Source organism: Streptomyces sp. NPDC050704 (genome assembly GCF_040654355.1).
Classification (GTDB): Bacteria; Actinomycetota; Actinomycetes; order Streptomycetales; family Streptomycetaceae; genus Streptomyces.
In genome coordinates, this window is the sequence record NZ_JBFAHW010000029.1 from 1 (window position 1) to 16,642 (window position 16,642).

General features: G+C 70.2%; 12 protein-coding genes. 3 read left to right on the forward strand and 9 right to left on the reverse strand.

The genetic code is table 11. From position 1 onward, the window contains the following. Positions 1-89: 89 nt before the first annotated feature. From cimA to AB0I18_RS18790, 6 genes are all read right to left on the reverse strand, one after another. Positions 90-1,730 carry a citramalate synthase gene (gene cimA / locus AB0I18_RS18765; protein ID WP_363106611.1) on the reverse strand — a complete coding sequence of 547 codons (1,641 nt, stop codon included), beginning with the start codon at positions 1,728-1,730 and terminating at the stop codon, positions 90-92. Between the two features lie 311 nt (positions 1,731-2,041). After that, complete coding sequence (locus AB0I18_RS18770; RefSeq protein WP_363106612.1) at positions 2,042-3,313, reverse strand: hypothetical protein; 1,272 nt, start codon at positions 3,311-3,313, stop codon at positions 2,042-2,044. A 242-nt stretch (positions 3,314-3,555) separates the two neighbouring features. Continuing rightward, positions 3,556-4,662, reverse strand: a complete 1,107-nt coding sequence (locus AB0I18_RS18775; RefSeq protein ID WP_363106613.1) for a hypothetical protein — start codon at positions 4,660-4,662, stop codon at positions 3,556-3,558. Then, a complete protein-coding gene (locus AB0I18_RS18780) occupies positions 4,662-5,711 on the reverse strand; it encodes a protein TolB (protein ID WP_363106614.1) in 1,050 nt (349 codons plus the stop codon). The genes AB0I18_RS18775 and AB0I18_RS18780 overlap by 1 nt, the downstream gene beginning before the upstream one ends. A 246-nt stretch (positions 5,712-5,957) precedes the next feature. Then, on the reverse strand, positions 5,958-7,046 hold the full coding sequence (locus tag AB0I18_RS18785) for a branched-chain amino acid aminotransferase (protein WP_363106615.1): 1,089 nt from the start codon (positions 7,044-7,046) through the stop codon (positions 5,958-5,960). Positions 7,047-7,289: 243 nt separating this feature from the next. Further along, entirely contained in the window at positions 7,290-8,330 is a 1,041-nt protein-coding gene (locus tag AB0I18_RS18790; protein ID WP_363106616.1) for a 3-isopropylmalate dehydrogenase, read from the reverse strand. A gap of 152 nt (positions 8,331-8,482) precedes the next feature. Here AB0I18_RS18790 and AB0I18_RS18795 point away from each other — a divergent pair, with 152 nt between their 5' ends. Then, positions 8,483-10,075 carry a metallophosphoesterase family protein gene (locus AB0I18_RS18795; protein WP_363106617.1) on the forward strand — a complete coding sequence of 531 codons (1,593 nt, stop codon included), beginning with the start codon at positions 8,483-8,485 and terminating at the stop codon, positions 10,073-10,075. A gap of 92 nt (positions 10,076-10,167) precedes the next feature. Here the strand turns inward: AB0I18_RS18795 and AB0I18_RS18800 are convergent, their stop codons facing one another. Continuing rightward, positions 10,168-10,296, reverse strand: a complete 129-nt coding sequence (locus AB0I18_RS18800) for a hypothetical protein (protein ID WP_121406138.1) — start codon at positions 10,294-10,296, stop codon at positions 10,168-10,170. A 380-nt stretch (positions 10,297-10,676) separates the two neighbouring features. On the opposite strand from AB0I18_RS18800, the gene AB0I18_RS18805 reads away from it, so the two are divergent. Together AB0I18_RS18805 and AB0I18_RS18810 are read left to right on the forward strand one after the other, a co-directional pair. Continuing rightward, positions 10,677-11,624 (forward strand): NADP-dependent oxidoreductase, encoded by a 948-nt coding sequence (locus AB0I18_RS18805; protein ID WP_363106618.1) that lies wholly within the window; start codon positions 10,677-10,679, stop codon positions 11,622-11,624. 198 nt (positions 11,625-11,822) lie between these two features. Next, the gene (locus AB0I18_RS18810; protein ID WP_363106619.1) at positions 11,823-13,736 is read left to right on the forward strand and encodes a glycoside hydrolase family 97 catalytic domain-containing protein; all 1,914 of its coding nucleotides are present in this window, start codon (positions 11,823-11,825) and stop codon (positions 13,734-13,736) included. 97 nt (positions 13,737-13,833) lie between these two features. On the opposite strand, the gene pruA is transcribed toward AB0I18_RS18810, so the two are convergent. Together pruA and AB0I18_RS18820 are read right to left on the reverse strand one after the other, a co-directional pair. Continuing rightward, positions 13,834-15,465, reverse strand: coding sequence for an L-glutamate gamma-semialdehyde dehydrogenase (pruA, locus tag AB0I18_RS18815; RefSeq protein ID WP_363106620.1), 1,632 nt, complete (start codon positions 15,463-15,465; stop codon positions 13,834-13,836). A 250-nt stretch (positions 15,466-15,715) separates the two neighbouring features. Continuing rightward, positions 15,716-16,642 (reverse strand): proline dehydrogenase family protein, encoded by a 927-nt coding sequence (locus AB0I18_RS18820; protein ID WP_363106621.1) that lies wholly within the window; start codon positions 16,640-16,642, stop codon positions 15,716-15,718.

Below are 16,642 nucleotides of genomic sequence, written 5' to 3' on the forward strand. Positions count from 1 at the left end.
GTTGTTGTAGCGGGCCACCGCGGCGTTCATGGCCGCCGTGATTGGGATGGGACGGGTAGGGGCGGCGGGGGCGAAAGAAGCCCCCGTACCTACTCCGCCGGCTCCACCCCGGCCCGCAGCAGCCCGTACGTGTACGCGTCCTCCAGCGCCTGCCACGACGCCGCGATCACGTTCTCGGCGACACCGACCGTGGACCACTCACCCGCACCGTCGGACGTGGAGATCAGGACCCGCGTCGTGGACTGGGTGCCGTGCTTGCCCTCCAGGATGCGGACCTTGTAGTCCACCAGCTCCAACTTGGCGAGCTGCGGGTAGATCTTCTCCAGGGCGACGCGCAGCGCCCGGTCGAGGGCGTTGACCGGCCCGTTGCCCTCCGCCGTGGCGACGATGCGCTCACCCTTGGCGAAGAGCTTGACGGTCGCTTCGTTGGCGTGGGTGCCGTCCGGGCGGTCCTCCACGATCGCCCTCCAGGACTCGACCTGGAAGTACTTGCGGGCCTTGCCCTCGGCCTCCTCCCTCAGGAGCAGCTCGAAGGACGCGTCGGCCGCCTCGTACGTGTAGCCCTGGAGCTCGCGCTCCTTGACCCGGCCGACGACCCGGCCGACCAGCTCGCGGTCGTCGCTGATGTCGACGCCCAGTTCCTTGCCCTTGAGCTCGATGGAGGCGCGGCCCGCCATGTCGGAGACGAGCATCCGCATGGTGTTGCCGACCAGCTCGGGGTCGATGTGCTGGTACAGGTCCGGGTCGACCTTGATGGCCGAGGCGTGCAGGCCCGCCTTGTGGGCGAAGGCCGAGACACCGACGTACGGCTGGTGCGTGGACGGGGTCAGGTTCACCACCTCGGCGATGGCGTGCGAGATGCGGGTCATCTCGGACAGCGCGCCCTCGGGGAGGACCTTCTTGCCGTACTTGAGCTCCAGGGCGGCGACGACCGGGAAGAGGTTGGAGTTGCCGACGCGCTCTCCGTAGCCGTTGGCCGTGCACTGGACGTGGGTCGCGCCCGCGTCCACCGCGGCCAGGGTGTTCGCCACGGCGCAGCCCGTGTCGTCCTGGGCGTGCATGCCCAGGCGCGCTCCGGTGTCGGCGAGGACGGTGGCGACCACGGCCTGTACCTGGGCGGGCAGCATGCCGCCGTTGGTGTCGCACAGCACGACCACGTCGGCGCCCGCCTCCGACGCCGCGCGGACGACCGCCTTCGCGTACTCGGGGTTCGCGCGGTAGCCGTCGAAGAAGTGCTCGCAGTCGACGAAGACCCGGCGGTCCTGGGCGCGGAGGTACGAGACCGTGTCCCGGATCATCTCCAGGTTCTCGTCGAGGGTCGTGCGCAGCGCCAGTTCGACATGCCGGTCATGGGACTTGGCGACGAGCGTGACCACCGGAGCCCCGGACTCGACGAGCGCCTTGACCTGCGGGTCCTCGCTCGCCTTGCCGCCCGCCCGGCGGGTGGCGCCGAAGGCGACGAGCTGGGCGTGCTTGAAGTCGATCTCCTGCTGGGCGCGGGCGAAGAACTCGGTGTCGCGCGGGTTGGCCCCCGGCCACCCGCCCTCGATGAAGCCCACGCCGAAGTCGTCCAGGTGCCGTGCGATGGCCAGCTTGTCCGCGACGGTGAGGTTGATGCCCTCACGCTGCGCACCGTCGCGCAGCGTCGTGTCGAAGACGTGGAAGTCGTCGTCGACGCGAGAAGGGCCGCGACGGGAGGAGTCGCGATGCTCGTCGGTTGCGTCTGTCATCTCTTGTGGCTCCTGTGTCGGGTTCGGTCTACCGGAATGACCGGTTCCACCGCCCTCATGGTCCCTCGCGCTCCGGTCCCGGCTGAAGGTGGGCCAGGAAACAGAAAAACCTCTCGCGGGTGCGAGAGGTCTGCGCGCGGGTCAGGGCGAGGGTGGCCGCTCTGTACGTGGTCGTACGGGGCGATCACTGCGGACCGGCGCGCCTGCTGCCAATAATCGTGGCGAACGAGAGCACGGGGGCAGTCTGGCACAGCACTGTCCCCGTACTCACCGGCGTCTCAGGATGTGAACCTCACGTCACCTCACGTCACTCAGCGCAGGCGGCGCACGAAGGCGTCGTACCCGTCATTGGTGTCGCCGCTCAGCAGCGTCGCGTCGCCCGACAGGAAGGCGATCCGGTCGCCCTTCGCCGAGATCCCGCCCGGTTCGACGTGCGCCGTGGCCGCGCCGCCCGTGGTGTCCGGGCTGACCAGCGTGGTGGTGTTCTTCTTCAGGTCCCGCAGGTAGACGGGCAACTCCTTGCCGTACTCGGCGCCCGGCTCGGTGAGCTCCGTCACGTACGTGAGGTAGCGGCTGTCGGCGCTGATCGCGGGCCCGCGGGTATAGGCCTCGCCGGGGCCGCCCTGGGTGCCGTGGATGCGCTGGTTGGTGCCGGAGGCGATGTCGTGCACGAAGACGTTCCAGGCGACGTCGTTGTCGTCCGGGACCAGGTGCGTGTCGCGGGACTCGAAGACGACGGTGCGGCCGTCGCCGCTGATGGACGGCTTCAAGGACTCCTTCTCGGTCTTCGAGCCGTCGTGGGAGCGGTCGACCTGGGTCAGTTCGCCCGTGGTGCGGTCGCGCAGCCAGAGGTCGCTCCAGTCGTCGCCGCGCGGGCCGTTGAGGAACGACTGCGCGTAGACGACGTACCGGCCGTCGTCGCTGACCGTCGGCGAGTGCGAGCCCTTCGCGCCGTCCCCGCCCGTGTAGTCGTGGCTGATCTTCTCGGTGGTGCCGGTCTTCCGGTCGCGCAGGAAGACCGTCGGGTCGCCGGACTCGGGCCCGGCCGTGGTGAAGACGGCATAGCGGGCATCGGCGCTCAGGGACACGCTGCCCGCGGTGCCGTCGGGGTAGCCGTCGGGCAGCTCGACGTCGAGACGCTCGGTCTTCTTGGTCTTTCGGTCGTAGAGCCGGACATCCCGGTCCGAGGGCGCGCCCGCGGGCTTCGTGTTCATCGCGACGTAGCGGCCGTCGGCGCTCAGCGAGGCGCCGCTCACGTCACGCCCCTCGACGGCGATTCGCTCGGTCTTCCCGGTGCGCAGATCGCGTATGAAGATGTCGTTCTGTCCGTCGGTGTCACCGGCGACGATGTCGGCGGCCGCGGAGTCGAAGGCCGCGAACCGACCGTCGCGGCTGATCACGGCCGCCGCCGACCGGTCGTTGGCGGCCTTGCCGTCGGCCGTGACGCTGATGCCCTCCGTGCGGGGCACGGCGGCGCCCGGCGCCGCGAAGGCGGCGGGCAGGGTCGTGGTGGTAACCGCGGCGACGATGGCGGCGGCCGTCAGGGCGGCGCGGCGCTTGTTCCTGTGCGTGTTCCGGTACATGGTCGAATCCCCCGTGCTTTCTCGTTGTCGTACTGAGCTGCTGGGTCGTACTGAGTTGCTGGTCTGTGTCATGACACTGTGCGCAGGAAGACGTCCGACACCGCGTTGGTGTCCCCTTCCACCAGATCGGGTGACGCCGACTCGAACGCCACGACGGTGCCGTCCGCGTTGACGGAGGGGTTCCCGGCCGCGAGGTCGTTGCGGCCCCGTGGGTTCCCCGTTTCGGCTCAGTGGACGTGACGTCAGTGCGTGCGGCGTACGAAGACGTCGGCGGTGCCGTTCGTGTCGCCCGGCACCAGGTCGGCCGCCTCCGAACTGAACGCCACCGCCAGGCCCTTGGCGGCCAGCGCGCCCCGTCCGGCCTGCGCGCCCGGCGGGCCGGCCGCCGTGCTCCGTCCCGTACGCAGGTCGAGGACGCGCAGTCCGGCCGCCTCCGCGAGGAGGACGTGACGGCCGTCGTCGGTGGCCGACCTGGCCCGGCCCTCGGCCACCCGCCGCGACTCACCGGTGCGGACGTCGTGGACGTACAGGCCGCCCTGGGCGTTGAAGAGGACGCGGCGGCCGCTCGCGGTGACGCGCACCAGTTCGCCCGCACCGAGACCCGCGTCGAGCTGGGTCCGCTCCCCCGTGGTGCGGTCCTTGACGAAGAGGTCGGCCGTGTCGTCGGGGCCGTCGCCGACACCGCCGGTCTGGTACGCGACACGGCTGCCGTCGCCGCTCACCGAGGCCGCGCCCTTCCAGCCCTCCTCGGCCGGCGAGATCAGCTCGTCGGTGCCGTTGGCGGTGTCGCGTACGTAGAGGAGGCGGGAGCCCTGGTTACCGTGCCGGTTGCCGATCGTGTAGGCGACGTGCGTGCCGTCCGGGCTGATCGACGCGGCGGCGCCCAACTCGTTGGAGCCCGGCGGGTTTTCGGGCCAGAGCCGCTCCGACTCGCCGGTCGCGCGGTCGTACAGGTACGGGGCGTCGAACCGGGTGCCCGCCGTGTAGGCGATACGGCCGCCGTCGGCGCTGAGCAGGGGCGAGCCGTGCCGGTAGCCGCTGCCGAGGTCGATCCGGGTGAGTTCGCCGGTGGCCAGGTCCTTCACGCGCAGACACGGGAAGAACGGGGCGCAGCCGAAGCTCTCCGCCGTTGACGAGAACGCGACGTACCGCCCGTCGGCGCTGATCCCGGCCCCGCCGGAGGGCCCGTCGGCCTGCGCCCCGTCGCCGGCGGTGCTCACCCGCTCGGTGCGGGGTTCCCTGGGTCCGGCCTGTGCGGACTGTCCGGCCTGTGCGGCGGACACGGTCGCGCCGGTCAGCGCGACGGCAACTGCCGTGCTCAGCAATGCCCTTGGGATGAGGGACACCATCAGCGCACCGTCCACTTGAAGACGTCGTTCACGCCGTTCGTGTCGCCGGGGACGACATCAGCGTCCGCCGTGGCGTAGACGATGCCGCGCCCCTTGCCGGCGATCGCGCCCTCACCGGCGCCACCGTGGCCCACGGCGATCTCGTGGCCGGTGCGCAGGTTCCGCAGCCGCAGGTTCGACTGGCCGTCCCCGTACAGGAGTTGGCGCCCGTCGGGGCTGACGGCACTGGCGTGCCCGCCCGCGACGCGCTGGATCTCCCCGGTCCGCAGATCACGTACGTAGGCGCCGTCGGCCGAATTCATCGCCACGGTGCGGCCGTTGCCGCTGATCTGCGCGAGGGTGGACGGGGTGCCGTCGTCAACGCGGGTGAGGCTGCCCGTCGTTCGGTCACGGACCCAGACCTGGTCGGTGCCCGCGTCCTCGTAGGCGACCCGGGACCCGTCGGCGCTGATGGACGGATCGGCCATGTCACGCGTACTGTCCGGCGGCCCGTCGCTGACGACTTCGCGGGTGTCGGTGACCCGGTCGTAGACCTCCACCCGGTGCGGATCGGCCGGGTGCTGCGGGGCCAGCCCATAGGCGATGTAGCGGCCGTCGGCGCTGATCGACGGGGCGGACGAGCCCTCCTTGAAGCCGTTTCCGTCGATGCGCCTGCGCTCGCCCGTGCTCAGGTCGGTCAGGAACACGTTGACCGCGTGCGATCCCCAGCCGATGTGCGCGGCGTAGCGGCCGTCGTCGCTGACCACCGGGGCTCCCAGGGTTCCCTTGACCCGCGTGACCTCGCCGGTCTTCAGGTCGCGTACATACCCGCGGTCGCGCGGGTCCTGGCCCGGGCCCGGTGTCGTCAGGTTGGTGGCCGCGCTGCGGAAGGCCACGTACCGGCCGTTGCGCGTGATGGACGGGGCACCCGAGGCGGCGTTGCCCTCGGTCCCGTCGGCGGCGACGCTCACGCGCTCGACACGCGGCACAGGTGGCGCAGTCGGCGCGGCGTGCGCGGTGGTCGCGGGTAACGCGGTGGTGCCGAGTGCGCCTGCCAGTAAGGCACTCATGCACACACGTCTGGCCATGGACATGGTTTCCCCCAAAACCTGTCGTGCCCCCCGGCCCGGTACCGAGGGCCCACAAGGATGCAACCGCACCTCCAGGTTGTATGCAATCCGCCGGAATGCGTACAACCTGGACGGGGTCTTGCGCGTCCGAGGCGAGCGACGGCTCCGGAGCGGACGAAGAAGCCCGCCCCGGCATCTGATGCCGATCGGGGCGGGCTTCTTCGGGCGGAGCCTTCACACAGGGGCTCAGCCCAGGTTGTGCATCCAGCCGTGCCGGTCCTCGCTCACCCCGCGCTGGATGTCGAGCAGCGCCTGGCGCAGCTTCACCGTGACCTCGCCGGGCTCGCCGCCCGACTGCTGCCACTCGGTGCCGGTGCGCTTGACCGTGCCGACGGGGGTGATGACCGCCGCCGTGCCGCAGGCGAAGACCTCTGTGAGGGTGCCGTTCTCGGCGTCGCGCTGCCACTGGTCGATGGAGACGCGGCCCTCCTCGGACTGGTAGCCGAGATCGCGGGCGACCGGGAGGAGGGAGTCGCGGGTGACGCCCTCCAGGATGGAGCCGGTGAGGGTGGGGGTGATGATCTTGTCTCCGTACACGAAGTACAGGTTCATGCCGCCCAGTTCCTCGACCCACTTGTGCTCGACGGCGTCGAGGTAGCAGACCTGGTCGCAGCCCTTCGCGGCGGCCTCGGCCTGCGCGAGCAGGGACGCGGCGTAGTTGCCGCCGGTCTTCGCGTCGCCCATGCCGCCGGGGACGGCGCGCACGCGGTCCTCGGAGAGCCAGATGGAGACGGGCTTCACGCCGCCCGGGAAGTAGGCCCCGGCCGGGGAGGCGATGACCAGGAACAGGTACTCGTTCGCCGGCTTCACGCCCAGGCCGACCTCGGTCGCGATCATGAACGGGCGCAGGTAGAGCGACTCCTCGCCGCCGTGCGCCGGCACCCATGCCTTGTCCTGCTGGACCAGGGCGTCGCAGGCCTCGACGAAGGTCTCCACGGGCAGCTCCGGCATCGCGAGGCGGCGGGCGGAGGCCTGGAAGCGCTTGGCGTTCTTGTCCGGGCGGAACGTGGCCACCGAGCCGTCGGGCTGCCGGTAGGCCTTGAGGCCCTCGAAGATCTCCTGCGCGTAGTGCAGGACGTTGGTCGCCGGGTCCATGGAGAGCGGTCCGTACGGCGCGAGCTGGCCGTCGTGCCAGCCGCGGCCCTCGGTCCACTTGATCGTCACCATGTGGTCGGTGAAGTGGCGGCCGAATCCGGGATTGGCCAGGATCGCCTCGCGCTCCGCGTCGGACAGCGGCGCGGAGGAGGGCTTGAGCTCGATCGTGGGCGTCGTCATGAGTGGTGTCCTTCACCGGTTGTGTGTGACGGGCCGCGCTCACGCCCCGTACTGCCAGTGGCCAGTGTTAGGACGTCCGAGCATTCCCTCAATCCGCGGCTCCACGTTCGATTATCGCAAGCGGGGAGCCATGGCTGAAAAATGGCGTGAATGCGGCCCAGAGGATGATGGTGACACCCGGCAGGGCATAGGAAAAGCCGCCGGGTGCGGAAGCGACCCGGCGGCTTGCGAGAGCGCGGCGGGTCAGCCGGCTACTCGTACGGCGAGCGCGTCGCCGATTTCGTCGGTCGTACGGGTCGTGGTGCCGCGCTCCGCGAGGTCGGCGGAGACGGCGTCCTCGATGCGGGCGGCCTCGGCCTCGTAACCGAGGTGACGCAGCAGGAGGGCGACGGACAGGACCGTGGCGCTGGGGTCGGCCTTGCCCTGGCCCGCGATGTCCGGGGCCGAGCCGTGGACCGGCTCGAACATGGACGGGAACTCGCCGGAGGGGTTGATGTTCCCGCTCGCGGCGACGCCGATACCGCCGGAGACGGCCGCGGCGAGGTCGGTGATGATGTCGCCGAAGAGGTTGTCGGTGACGATCACGTCGAAGCGCGCGGGGTCCGTGACGAGGTAGATCGTCGCGGCGTCCACGTGGATGTAGTCCGTGGTGACGTCGGGGAACTCCTCGGCCACCTTGTTGAAGACGTTCGTCCACAGGTGGCCCGCGAAGGCCAGCACGTTGTTCTTGTGGACCAGCGTGAGCTTCTTGCGGGGGCGGGCCTGGGCGCGGGCGAAGGCGTCCCGGACGACGCGCTCGACACCGAAGGCCGTGTTCACGGAGACCTCGGTGGCGACCTCGTGCGGGGTGCCCTTGCGGATCGTGCCGCCGTTGCCGGTGTACGGGCCCTCGGTGCCCTCGCGGACCACGATGAAGTCGATCTCGGGCTGGCCGGCCAGCGGGGTGGCGACACCCGGGAGGAGCTTCGACGGACGCAGGTTGACGTGGTGGTCGAAGAGGAAGCGGAGCTTGAGCAGGAAGCCGCGCTCCAGGACGCCGGACGGGACCGACGGGTCACCGATCGCGCCGAGCAGGATCGCGTCGTGCTTCTTGAGCGCCTCGACGTCGGCGTCGGTGAGGGTCTCACCGGTCGCGTGGTAGCGCTTGGCGCCGAAGTCGAACTCCTTGGTCTCCAGCTTCACATCCTGCGGAAGGACGGCGGAGAGGACCTTCAGACCCTGGGCCACGACCTCCTGGCCGATACCGTCACCGGGAATCACTGCGAGATTGAGGCTGCGAGACATGTCGGCACCCTACTCCCCGTCCCACGGGATGACACCGGGTGTCCGCGATACGGACACGGCGGACACAGGAACAGCCGGCGCGCCTCAACCTGTCGGTTTCCGTTCACCCGTACGTATGGCGTGCGTTGGGCTGCGCTGGGAAGTTCACCGGCATGGACACTCCCGACGTCGGCATCCCGCCGCAGCTCGCCCGCCGCATGAGCATGGCGGAGCAGCACGAGTACCTGCGTACGAAGCTGTCCCGGCGCCGCGCGCTGGTGACGGCCGGCGCGTTCGCGGGCGGCGGGCTGCTGATCGGCTGTTCGGGCTCGGACGGCGAGAGCCCCGAGCGGGCGTCGACGCCGAAGTCGGGCCCGGCCACCGTCGGGGCACCCGCCACCGGCCGGTTGCCCGGTTCCGTGATCGCCCCCTTCGGCCGCCACCTCGCCTTCGGCGCCGACCCGAAGACGCAGATGCGGATCTCCTGGCAGGTGCCGTTCGCGGTGAAGAAGCCCTACGTACGGGTGGGCGCGAAGCCCTGGGACCTGACGCGCAGGGTCGAAGCCGAGGTCCGGGACCTGCACACGCCGTCCCTGTCGAAGAAGCTGCCCGCGGTCGAGCAGTACTACCTGCACGCGGCCCTCGACGGCCTCAGGCCCGGCACGACGTACTACTACGGTGTCGGCCACGAGGGCTTCGACCCCGCGTCCGCCGAGCGGCTCTCCACCGTCGGCTCGTTCCGTACGGCACCGGCCCGCCCCGAGACCTTCACCTTCACCGCCTTCGGCGACCAGGGCGTCAGCTACGACGCGCTCGCCAACGACCAGGTGATCCTGGGCCAGAACCCGTCCTTCCACCTGCACGCCGGCGACATCTGCTACGCGGACACGACCGGCCACGGCAAGGACTCCGACACGTACGACGCCCGCGTCTGGGACCTGTTCCTGGCGCAGACCGAGTCGGTCGCGAAGTCGGTGCCGTGGATGGTGACGACCGGCAACCACGACATGGAGGCCTGGTACTCGCCCGACGGCTACGGCGGCCAGGCGGCCCGCTGGTCGCTCCCCGACAACGGCTTCGACGCGAAGCGGTCGCCGGGCGTCTACTCCTTCACGTACGGCAACGTCGGCGTCGTCGCGCTGGACGCCAACGACGTCTCGTACGAGATTCCCGCCAACAAGGGCTATTCGAACGGGAAGCAGACGAAGTGGCTGGACAGGCGGCTGGGCGAGCTGCGGGCGGACGGGTCGGTCGATTTCGTCGTGGTCTTCTACCACCACTGCACGTACTCGACGTCGACGCACGCCTCCGACGGTGGCGTACGCGACGCCTGGCTGCCCCTGTTCACCAAGCACCAGGTGGACCTGGTGATCAACGGGCACAACCACGTGTACGAGCGGACGGACGCCATCAAGGGCGGCGAGGTGGGCAGGCCGGTGCCGATCGGCGGATCGACGGATCCACGGCGCGACGGGATCGTGTACGTCACGGCCGGCGGCGCGGGCAAGGACCTGTACGGCTTCCCGGACGGGGTGAAGGACAGCTACGAAGGAAAGGTCGTCGACCGCGAAACCGTCGACACCTTCCACTGGACGAAGTCCCGGGACGAGAACAAGGACACCGTCGAGTGGTCGCGCGTGCGGTACACCGGCTTCTCCTTCCTCGCGGTGGAGGCGGAGACGGGCGCGGCGGCGAAGCTCAAGGTGTCGGCGCTCGCGCAGAACGGCGAGCGCATCGACTACTTCGAGGTGCGGCGCGGCGCGTGAGCCCCGCGCCGCACCCCGAACGGGCGCGGCTCCCGGCTTGTGTGGGTCGAGCGGGCTTGTGTGGGTCGAGCTGTGGTCCGGCTGGGCGGGCGTCAGTGGCCCGTCGCGCCGCCGTTGTCCCTGCGGTCGAGGGCGCGCTGGAGCGCGGCGGCGGCGTTCTTGCGGTCGGACTCGCTCGTACGGGAGACGTGACGGACTCGGCGGACGGTCGTCTCGGCCATGATGAATCGACTCCTTGCCTCCGGCAGCGGCCGCCGGAAGTGCGATGAGGGATTACGAGACGCCGGGTGGGGCGGTGGGAGCGGTGCCGCAGGGGTTGCCTGCCTCGGGCTCCGGCTCACGACCGCCATTCGCTTGGTCGAGCGAGACGTTCGGCTCCTACAAAGCTAAGTGAGGACCGGGCGTCTGTCTCCACAATTACTCGGACTTCCTACTATCTGAGACGGCGGATTGGGTCACACTGCTCCGACCTGCGCCTTCTTCATCTTCGAGGCCTGGGGGTACCGCGCTCGCAGGTCCCTCCAGTAATCGCGGTGCGGACCGGTGCGCAAGCCCGGCCGCGGGAGCACGATGGGGAGCGCAGCGAACGGAGGTACAGACGATGACCACCGCACTCCCTCGTACGCGCGTGATCACCCAGCACCGTTTCGGCGGACCCGAGGTCCTGGAGATCGAGGAGCGGGAGCGGCCCGGCCCCGGCCCCGGGGAACTCCTGGTCCGGGTGCGGGCCGCGGGCGTCAACGCCGTTGACCGGCTGGTGCGTTCGGGTGTGGCGCCACTCCTCGGGGATCCGCCGTTCACGCTCGGCCGGGACGTCTCCGGCACGGTCGAGGCGGTGGGAGAGGGCGCCACGGGGTTCCGCCCCGGTGACGAGGTCTTCGGCAAGGTCACGGCCGGCGGTTATGCCGAACACGTCACCGCCCCGGCCGGCCAGTTCGCCGTCAAGCCGACGGCCCTCGACCACGTCCACGCGGCCGCCGCGCCCACGGCGACGCTCACCGCCTGGCAGGCCCTGATCGACCTCGCCCACGTCGGCCCGGGCACCCGGGTGCTGGTGCACGCGGCGGCGGGCGGCGTCGGCCACGCGGCGGTGCAGCTCGCCAAGGCGGAGGGCGCGTACGTCGTGGGGACGGCCCGCGCCGAGAGGCACGACTTCCTCCGCGACCTGGGCGTGGACGAACCGGTCGACTACACGGTCACGGACTTCGCCACGACCGTGCACGACATCGACGTCGCCCTCGACCTGATCGGCGGCGACTACGGCCCGCGCACCCTCAACACCCTGCGCCCGGGCGGCCTGTTGGTGTCCGCCCTGCCCGGCGATCTGGGCCTGTCCCCCGAGGACGTCGAGGCACGCGGGATGTGTTTCGCGGTCGTGCGGGTCGAACCGGACGGCATCCGACTGGGGAAGATCGCCTCCCTGCTGGCGGACGGCCGGGTCCACATCCACGTGGACGCGGTCCTGCCGTTCACGGAGGCGGCCAAGGCCCACGAACTCGGCGAGTCCGGGCACACCATGGGCAAGATCGTCCTCACGTTCCCGGAGTAGCCCGAGGCGGATTCCCGCACTCCCCGCTCCACGCCCGCCCCACCCTCTCTCATCCCTCTTGATCCACCCCCTCTTACTGAACAGCTCATCAGCAATCCGATGTCTGATGCTGTCAGATTCCTTGACACGCCCCAACGCCCCCTCCACGCTCACATTCATCGACCAGTCATCGGATGACTGCGACAGGAGGGGTTCCATATGGCGGTCCAACCCCGGACCCGCACCATCGCTTTGACGCTCTGTTCCGCACTGCTCGCCACCGCCGCGGCGGCACTTCCGGCCCGTGCCGAAGCCCCCGCGGCCGCCGCCTCCTGGGAGGTGCGCGGCCCGCACGGCTCCCCCACGGCCGTGGTCGCGCTCGACGCGGCCGAAGGGCGGCCGACCCTGACGGTGAGACGCGCGGGGCGCACGGTCATCGAACCGTCCCCCGTCGGCCTGGTCACCGAACAGGCCGACTTCACCAAGGACCTGACCCTCACCGGCCGCTCCGAGCGCACGGTCACCGAGCGGTACACCGTCCCAACGGGCAAGTCGCACAAGCGGGTTGCCAGGATGACCGAGTCCCGCTTCCGCTTCCGCACGGCCGACGGCGCGCGCCTCGACCTGCTGACCCGGGTCGCCCCGGACGGCGTCGCCTACCGCTACGTCCTGCCCGACGACCACGGCGACGTCGTCCGCGAGGCCTCCGCCTTCGCCCTCCCCGGCACCGCCGAAGCCGTACTCGGCCGCTACCGCGCGGACAACGAACTCCCCTTCATCCGCTACCAGTCGGCGGCCGCGGCCCCGGCGGGCACGTACATGATGCAGTCGCTCTTCAAGACCGACGGCGGTTACGCCCTGATCGCCGAGTCGGACCTGAACGGCGGCTACTCCGGCGCCCACCTCACCCACACCGCGAACTCCTCGACGTACGGCGTGAGTCTGTGGAACGACGAGCCGGTCCAGGTGTCGGGCGCGCTCACCACTCCCTGGCGCGCGGTGATCACCGGCGACCTGGCGACCGTCACCGAGTCGACGTTCACCGACGACCTCGCTCCCAAGTCCCGTGTCCGCGACACATCTTGGATCAAGCCGGGCGCCGCGCTGTGGACCTGGCTCGCGGGCGGCAAGGAGGCCGGGCAGAGTCTGGCGGCGCAGAAGAAGTACGTCGACTACGCGGCCGAGCGGAACTGGCCGTACGAAGTCGTCGACGCCGGCTGGTACTTCAAGCCGGGTGAGTGGGAGGTCATCGACCCCGACTGGCAGACGAACAGCTGGATGCCCGAGCTGGTGCGCTACGGCGAGGAGCGCGGCGTGGGCATCCACGTCTGGCTCCACTACACCCTGCTCACCGACCCCGTCGAACGCGAGAAGTGGCTGTCCACGCTGGAACGTTGGGGCGTCAAGGGCGTGAAGATCGACTTCATGGACTCGGAGTCCCAGGAGCGGATGCGCTGGTACGACGACGTCCTGGAGTCCACCGCCGAGCACCACCTGATGGTCAACTTCCACGGCTCCACGATCCCCAAGGGCATCCAGCGCACCTGGCCGCAGGTCATGACCCTGGAGGGCGTCGGCGGCGAGGAGAAGCGCAACAACACCCCCGAGCAGCTGGCCGCACTCCCCTTCACTCGCAACGTCATCGGCTCCATGGACTTCACCCCGGGTGCCTTCCACCGCCCGTTCCGCCCCAACGTCGGTTCCGACGCGGGCGAGTTGGGCCTGACCGTCCTCTACGAGTCCGGCGTCCAGAACCTGGCCGGCACCCCGGAGTCGTACGACGCCCGTCCTGAGGCCCGCCGCTTCCTGGAGCAACTGCCCACCGGCTGGGAGGAGACCAGGTTGCTGACCGGCGACCCGGGCCGCTCGGCCGTACTCGCCCGCCGCGCCGCCGACGGCCGCTGGTTCATCGGCGGTACGTTCGCCGGGGCGGCCCGGGCCGCGGACGTACCCATGCGCCTCGGTGCGGGCAAGTGGCTGGTGGAGACCGTGACCGACGGCCCGTCGGGGCTGGTCCGCGAGCCGCACGTCGTCCGCGGCGGCGACACGCTCACCGTCCCGGTCGTGGCGGACGGCGGCTTCGCGGCCCTCGCCTGCCGCTGGTACGAGGGCCGGACGAGCTGCGACCGCTGAGCCTCCCGGCTTGGAAATCCCTGCTCGCGAATGAGTCCGCCCCCGCTCCGAAGTCCCGGAGCGGGGGCGGCTGTTCGGCCCAGGAGCAGCCGGGAGATCAGCCCATGTGCGGGTACGGGTAGTCGGTCGGTGCGACCAGGGTCTCCTTGATGGCGCGGGTCAGGGTCCAGCGCTGGAGGTTCTGGGGAGCGCCCGCCTTGTCGTTCGTACCCGACGCGCGGCCGCCGCCGAAGGGCTGCTGGCCGACGACGGCGCCGGTGGACTTGTCGTTGATGTAGAAGTTGCCCGCGGCGTAGCGGAGCTTCTCCATCGTGTACGCGGCGGCGGCTCGGTCGCCCGAGATGACCGAGCCGGTGAGCGCGTAGTCCGTGGCCGACTCCATCTGGGTCAGCATGTCGTCGTACTTCTCGTCGTCGTAGACGTGCACGGCGAGGAACGGGCCGAAGTACTCCGTGGTGAAGACCTCGTTGGCCGGGTCGGAGCACTCGACGACGGTCGGCCGGACGAAGTAGCCGACGGAGTCGTCGTACGAGCCGCCCGCGACGATCGTGCAGGACGGGTCGGACTTCGCCCGGTCGATCGCCGCCTTGTTCTTGGCGAACGCCCGCTCGTCGATGACGGCGCCGATGAAGTTCGACAGGTCGGTGACGTCACCCATCGTGATGCCGTCGACCTCGGCCGCGAACTCCTCCTTGAAACCGGAGTTCCAGATGGAGGCCGGGACGTACGCGCGGGAGGTGGCCGAGCACTTCTGGCCCTGGTACTCGAAGGAACCCCGGGTGAGGGCCGTCTTCAGGACCGCGCGGTCGGCGCTCGGGTGCGCGACGACGAAGTCCTTGCCGCCGGTCTCGCCGACGATGCGCGGGTACGAGCGGTACTTCTCGATGTTGTTGCCGACCGTCTTCCACAGGTACTGGAAGGTCTTCGTCGAGCCGGTGAAGTGGATGCCCGCCAGGTCCCGGTGCTCCAGGGCGACCTTGGAGACCTCGATGCCGTCACCGGTGACGAGGTTGATGACGCCCTTGGGCAGACCGGCCTCCTCCAGGAGCCGCATGAGCAGCACGGCGGCGTGGGTCTGGGTCGGGGACGGCTTCCACACGACGACGTTGCCCATGAGGGCGGGGGCCGTCGGCAGGTTGCCCGCGATCGCCGAGAAGTTGAACGGCGTGATCGCGTAGACGAAGCCTTCGAGCGGGCGGTGGTCGAGGCGGTTCCAGACGCCGGTCGAGTTGGCCGGCGGCTGCTCGGCGAGCAGGTCACGGGCGTACTTGACGTTGAAGCGCCAGAAGTCGATCAGCTCGCAGGGACAGTCGATCTCGGCCTGCTGGGCGGTCTTGGACTGGCCGAGCATGGTGGAGGCGGCCAGCGTCTCGCGCCATGTCGTGGACAGCAGCTCGGCGGCGCGCAGGATGATCGCGGCACGGTCGTCGAAGGACATCGCACGCCAGGCGGGCGCGGCGGCGAGGGCCGCGTCGACCGCGTCCTGGGCGTCCTGCTGGGTGGCGTTCGCGTATGTGCCGAGGCGGGCCTTGTGGTTGTGCGGCTGCACGACGTCGAAGCGCTCGCCGCCGCCCATCCGCCGCTCGCCGCCGATGGTGCACGGCAGGTCGATCGGGTTCTCGGCCAGCTCGCTGAGCTTGGCTTCGAGGCGGGCGCGCTCGGGAGAGCCGGGGGCGTAGCCGTGCACCGGCTCGTTGACGGGGGTGGGGACCTGGGTCACGGCGTCCATGAGCTACCTCTTCCGAGTGAATGCCTGGCTTCGGCCCGCGGGAGCCGAAGTCGTGTACGTATGTTTGGCGGCGGTCAGGGCTTGACCGTCATGAGCTCGCTGCGGCGTGCGAATGAGAAGCCCCCACGGGGGCGGAGTCACGGGTTCCGTAACTCCTTTTCGGAGCCGGGTCGGCTCAGCCGACCGATGGGCGGTAGCTGCCGTCACCAGGATGCACCCGGGTGCCGACAGCTACCGCTCGCCTTCAAGGTCAGCCCTTGGTAAGCGTCGAGCGGGCGAAAAACAGCAGGTTTGCCGGCTTCTCCGCGAGCCTGCGCATGAAATAGCCGTACCAGTCGGTGCCGTACGCGGTGTAGACCCGCATGCGGTGGCCCTCGGCGGCGAGCCGGAGGTGTTCGTCGCCGCGGATGCCGTACAGCATCTGGAACTCGTACTCGTCCAGTTTGCGCCCGGCGCGGCGGGCGAGCTCCTGGGTGATGGCGATGATCCGCGGGTCGTGGGACCCGATCATCGGGTAGCCCGCGCCCTCCATCAGGATCCTCAGGATGCGGACGTACGCCTTGTCGGTCTCGGCCTTGTCCTGGTACGCGACGGAGGCGGGCTCCTCGTAGGCGCCCTTCACGAGCCGTACGCGGCTGCCGGCCGCGGCGAGGCGGCGGGCGTCGGCCTCGGTGCGGAACAGGTAGGCCTGGATCACACAGCCCGTCTGCGGGAAGTCCTTCCGCAGCTCCTCGTGGATGGCGAACATCGAGTCGAGGGTGGTGTGGTCCTCGGCGTCCAGGGTGACCGTCGTGCCGATGGCGGCGGCCGCCTCGACGACCGGGCGGACGTTGGCGAGCGCCAGTTCATGCCCGTCAGGGAGGGCTTGGCCGAACATCGACAGCTTGACGGACATCTCGGCCCGCTCGCCCAGGCCGAGGCCTTCGAGGTGCTCGACCAGCTCCAGGTACGCGTCCCGCGCGGCGGCGGCCTGCTCGGGCGTGGTGATGTCCTCGCCGACCACGTCGAGGGTGACGTCGAGACCCTTGTCCGTCAGGTCCTCGATGACCGGGACTACCTCCTCGACCGACTCCCCGGCGATGAAGCGGTCGACGACCGACTTGGTCACCGGAGCCGCTGAGACCAGACGGCGCATTCTGTCGCTGCGCGACGCGGCGAGAATCACGGGACCCAGCAC

Bases quoted from the DNA above. Each gene is read 5' to 3' on its own strand.
- AB0I18_RS18810 (WP_363106619.1), top strand. From the start codon at position 11,823: ATGGCGGTCCAACCCCGGACCCGCACCATCGCTTTGACGCTCTGTTCC.
- AB0I18_RS18790 (WP_363106616.1), bottom strand. From the start codon at position 8,330: ATGTCTCGCAGCCTCAATCTCGCAGTGATTCCCGGTGACGGTATCGGC.
- AB0I18_RS18770 (WP_363106612.1), bottom strand. From the start codon at position 3,313: ATGTACCGGAACACGCACAGGAACAAGCGCCGCGCCGCCCTGACGGCC.
- AB0I18_RS18780 (WP_363106614.1), bottom strand. From the start codon at position 5,711: ATGAGTGCCTTACTGGCAGGCGCACTCGGCACCACCGCGTTACCCGCG.
- AB0I18_RS18795 (WP_363106617.1), top strand. From the start codon at position 8,483: ATGGACACTCCCGACGTCGGCATCCCGCCGCAGCTCGCCCGCCGCATG.
- AB0I18_RS18805 (WP_363106618.1), top strand. From the start codon at position 10,677: ATGACCACCGCACTCCCTCGTACGCGCGTGATCACCCAGCACCGTTTC.
- pruA (WP_363106620.1), bottom strand. From the start codon at position 15,465: ATGGACGCCGTGACCCAGGTCCCCACCCCCGTCAACGAGCCGGTGCAC.
- AB0I18_RS18800 (WP_121406138.1), bottom strand. From the start codon at position 10,296: ATGGCCGAGACGACCGTCCGCCGAGTCCGTCACGTCTCCCGTACGAGC.
- AB0I18_RS18785 (WP_363106615.1), bottom strand. From the start codon at position 7,046: ATGACGACGCCCACGATCGAGCTCAAGCCCTCCTCCGCGCCGCTGTCC.
- AB0I18_RS18775 (WP_363106613.1), bottom strand. From the start codon at position 4,662: ATGGTGTCCCTCATCCCAAGGGCATTGCTGAGCACGGCAGTTGCCGTC.
- cimA (WP_363106611.1), bottom strand. From the start codon at position 1,730: ATGACAGACGCAACCGACGAGCATCGCGACTCCTCCCGTCGCGGCCCT.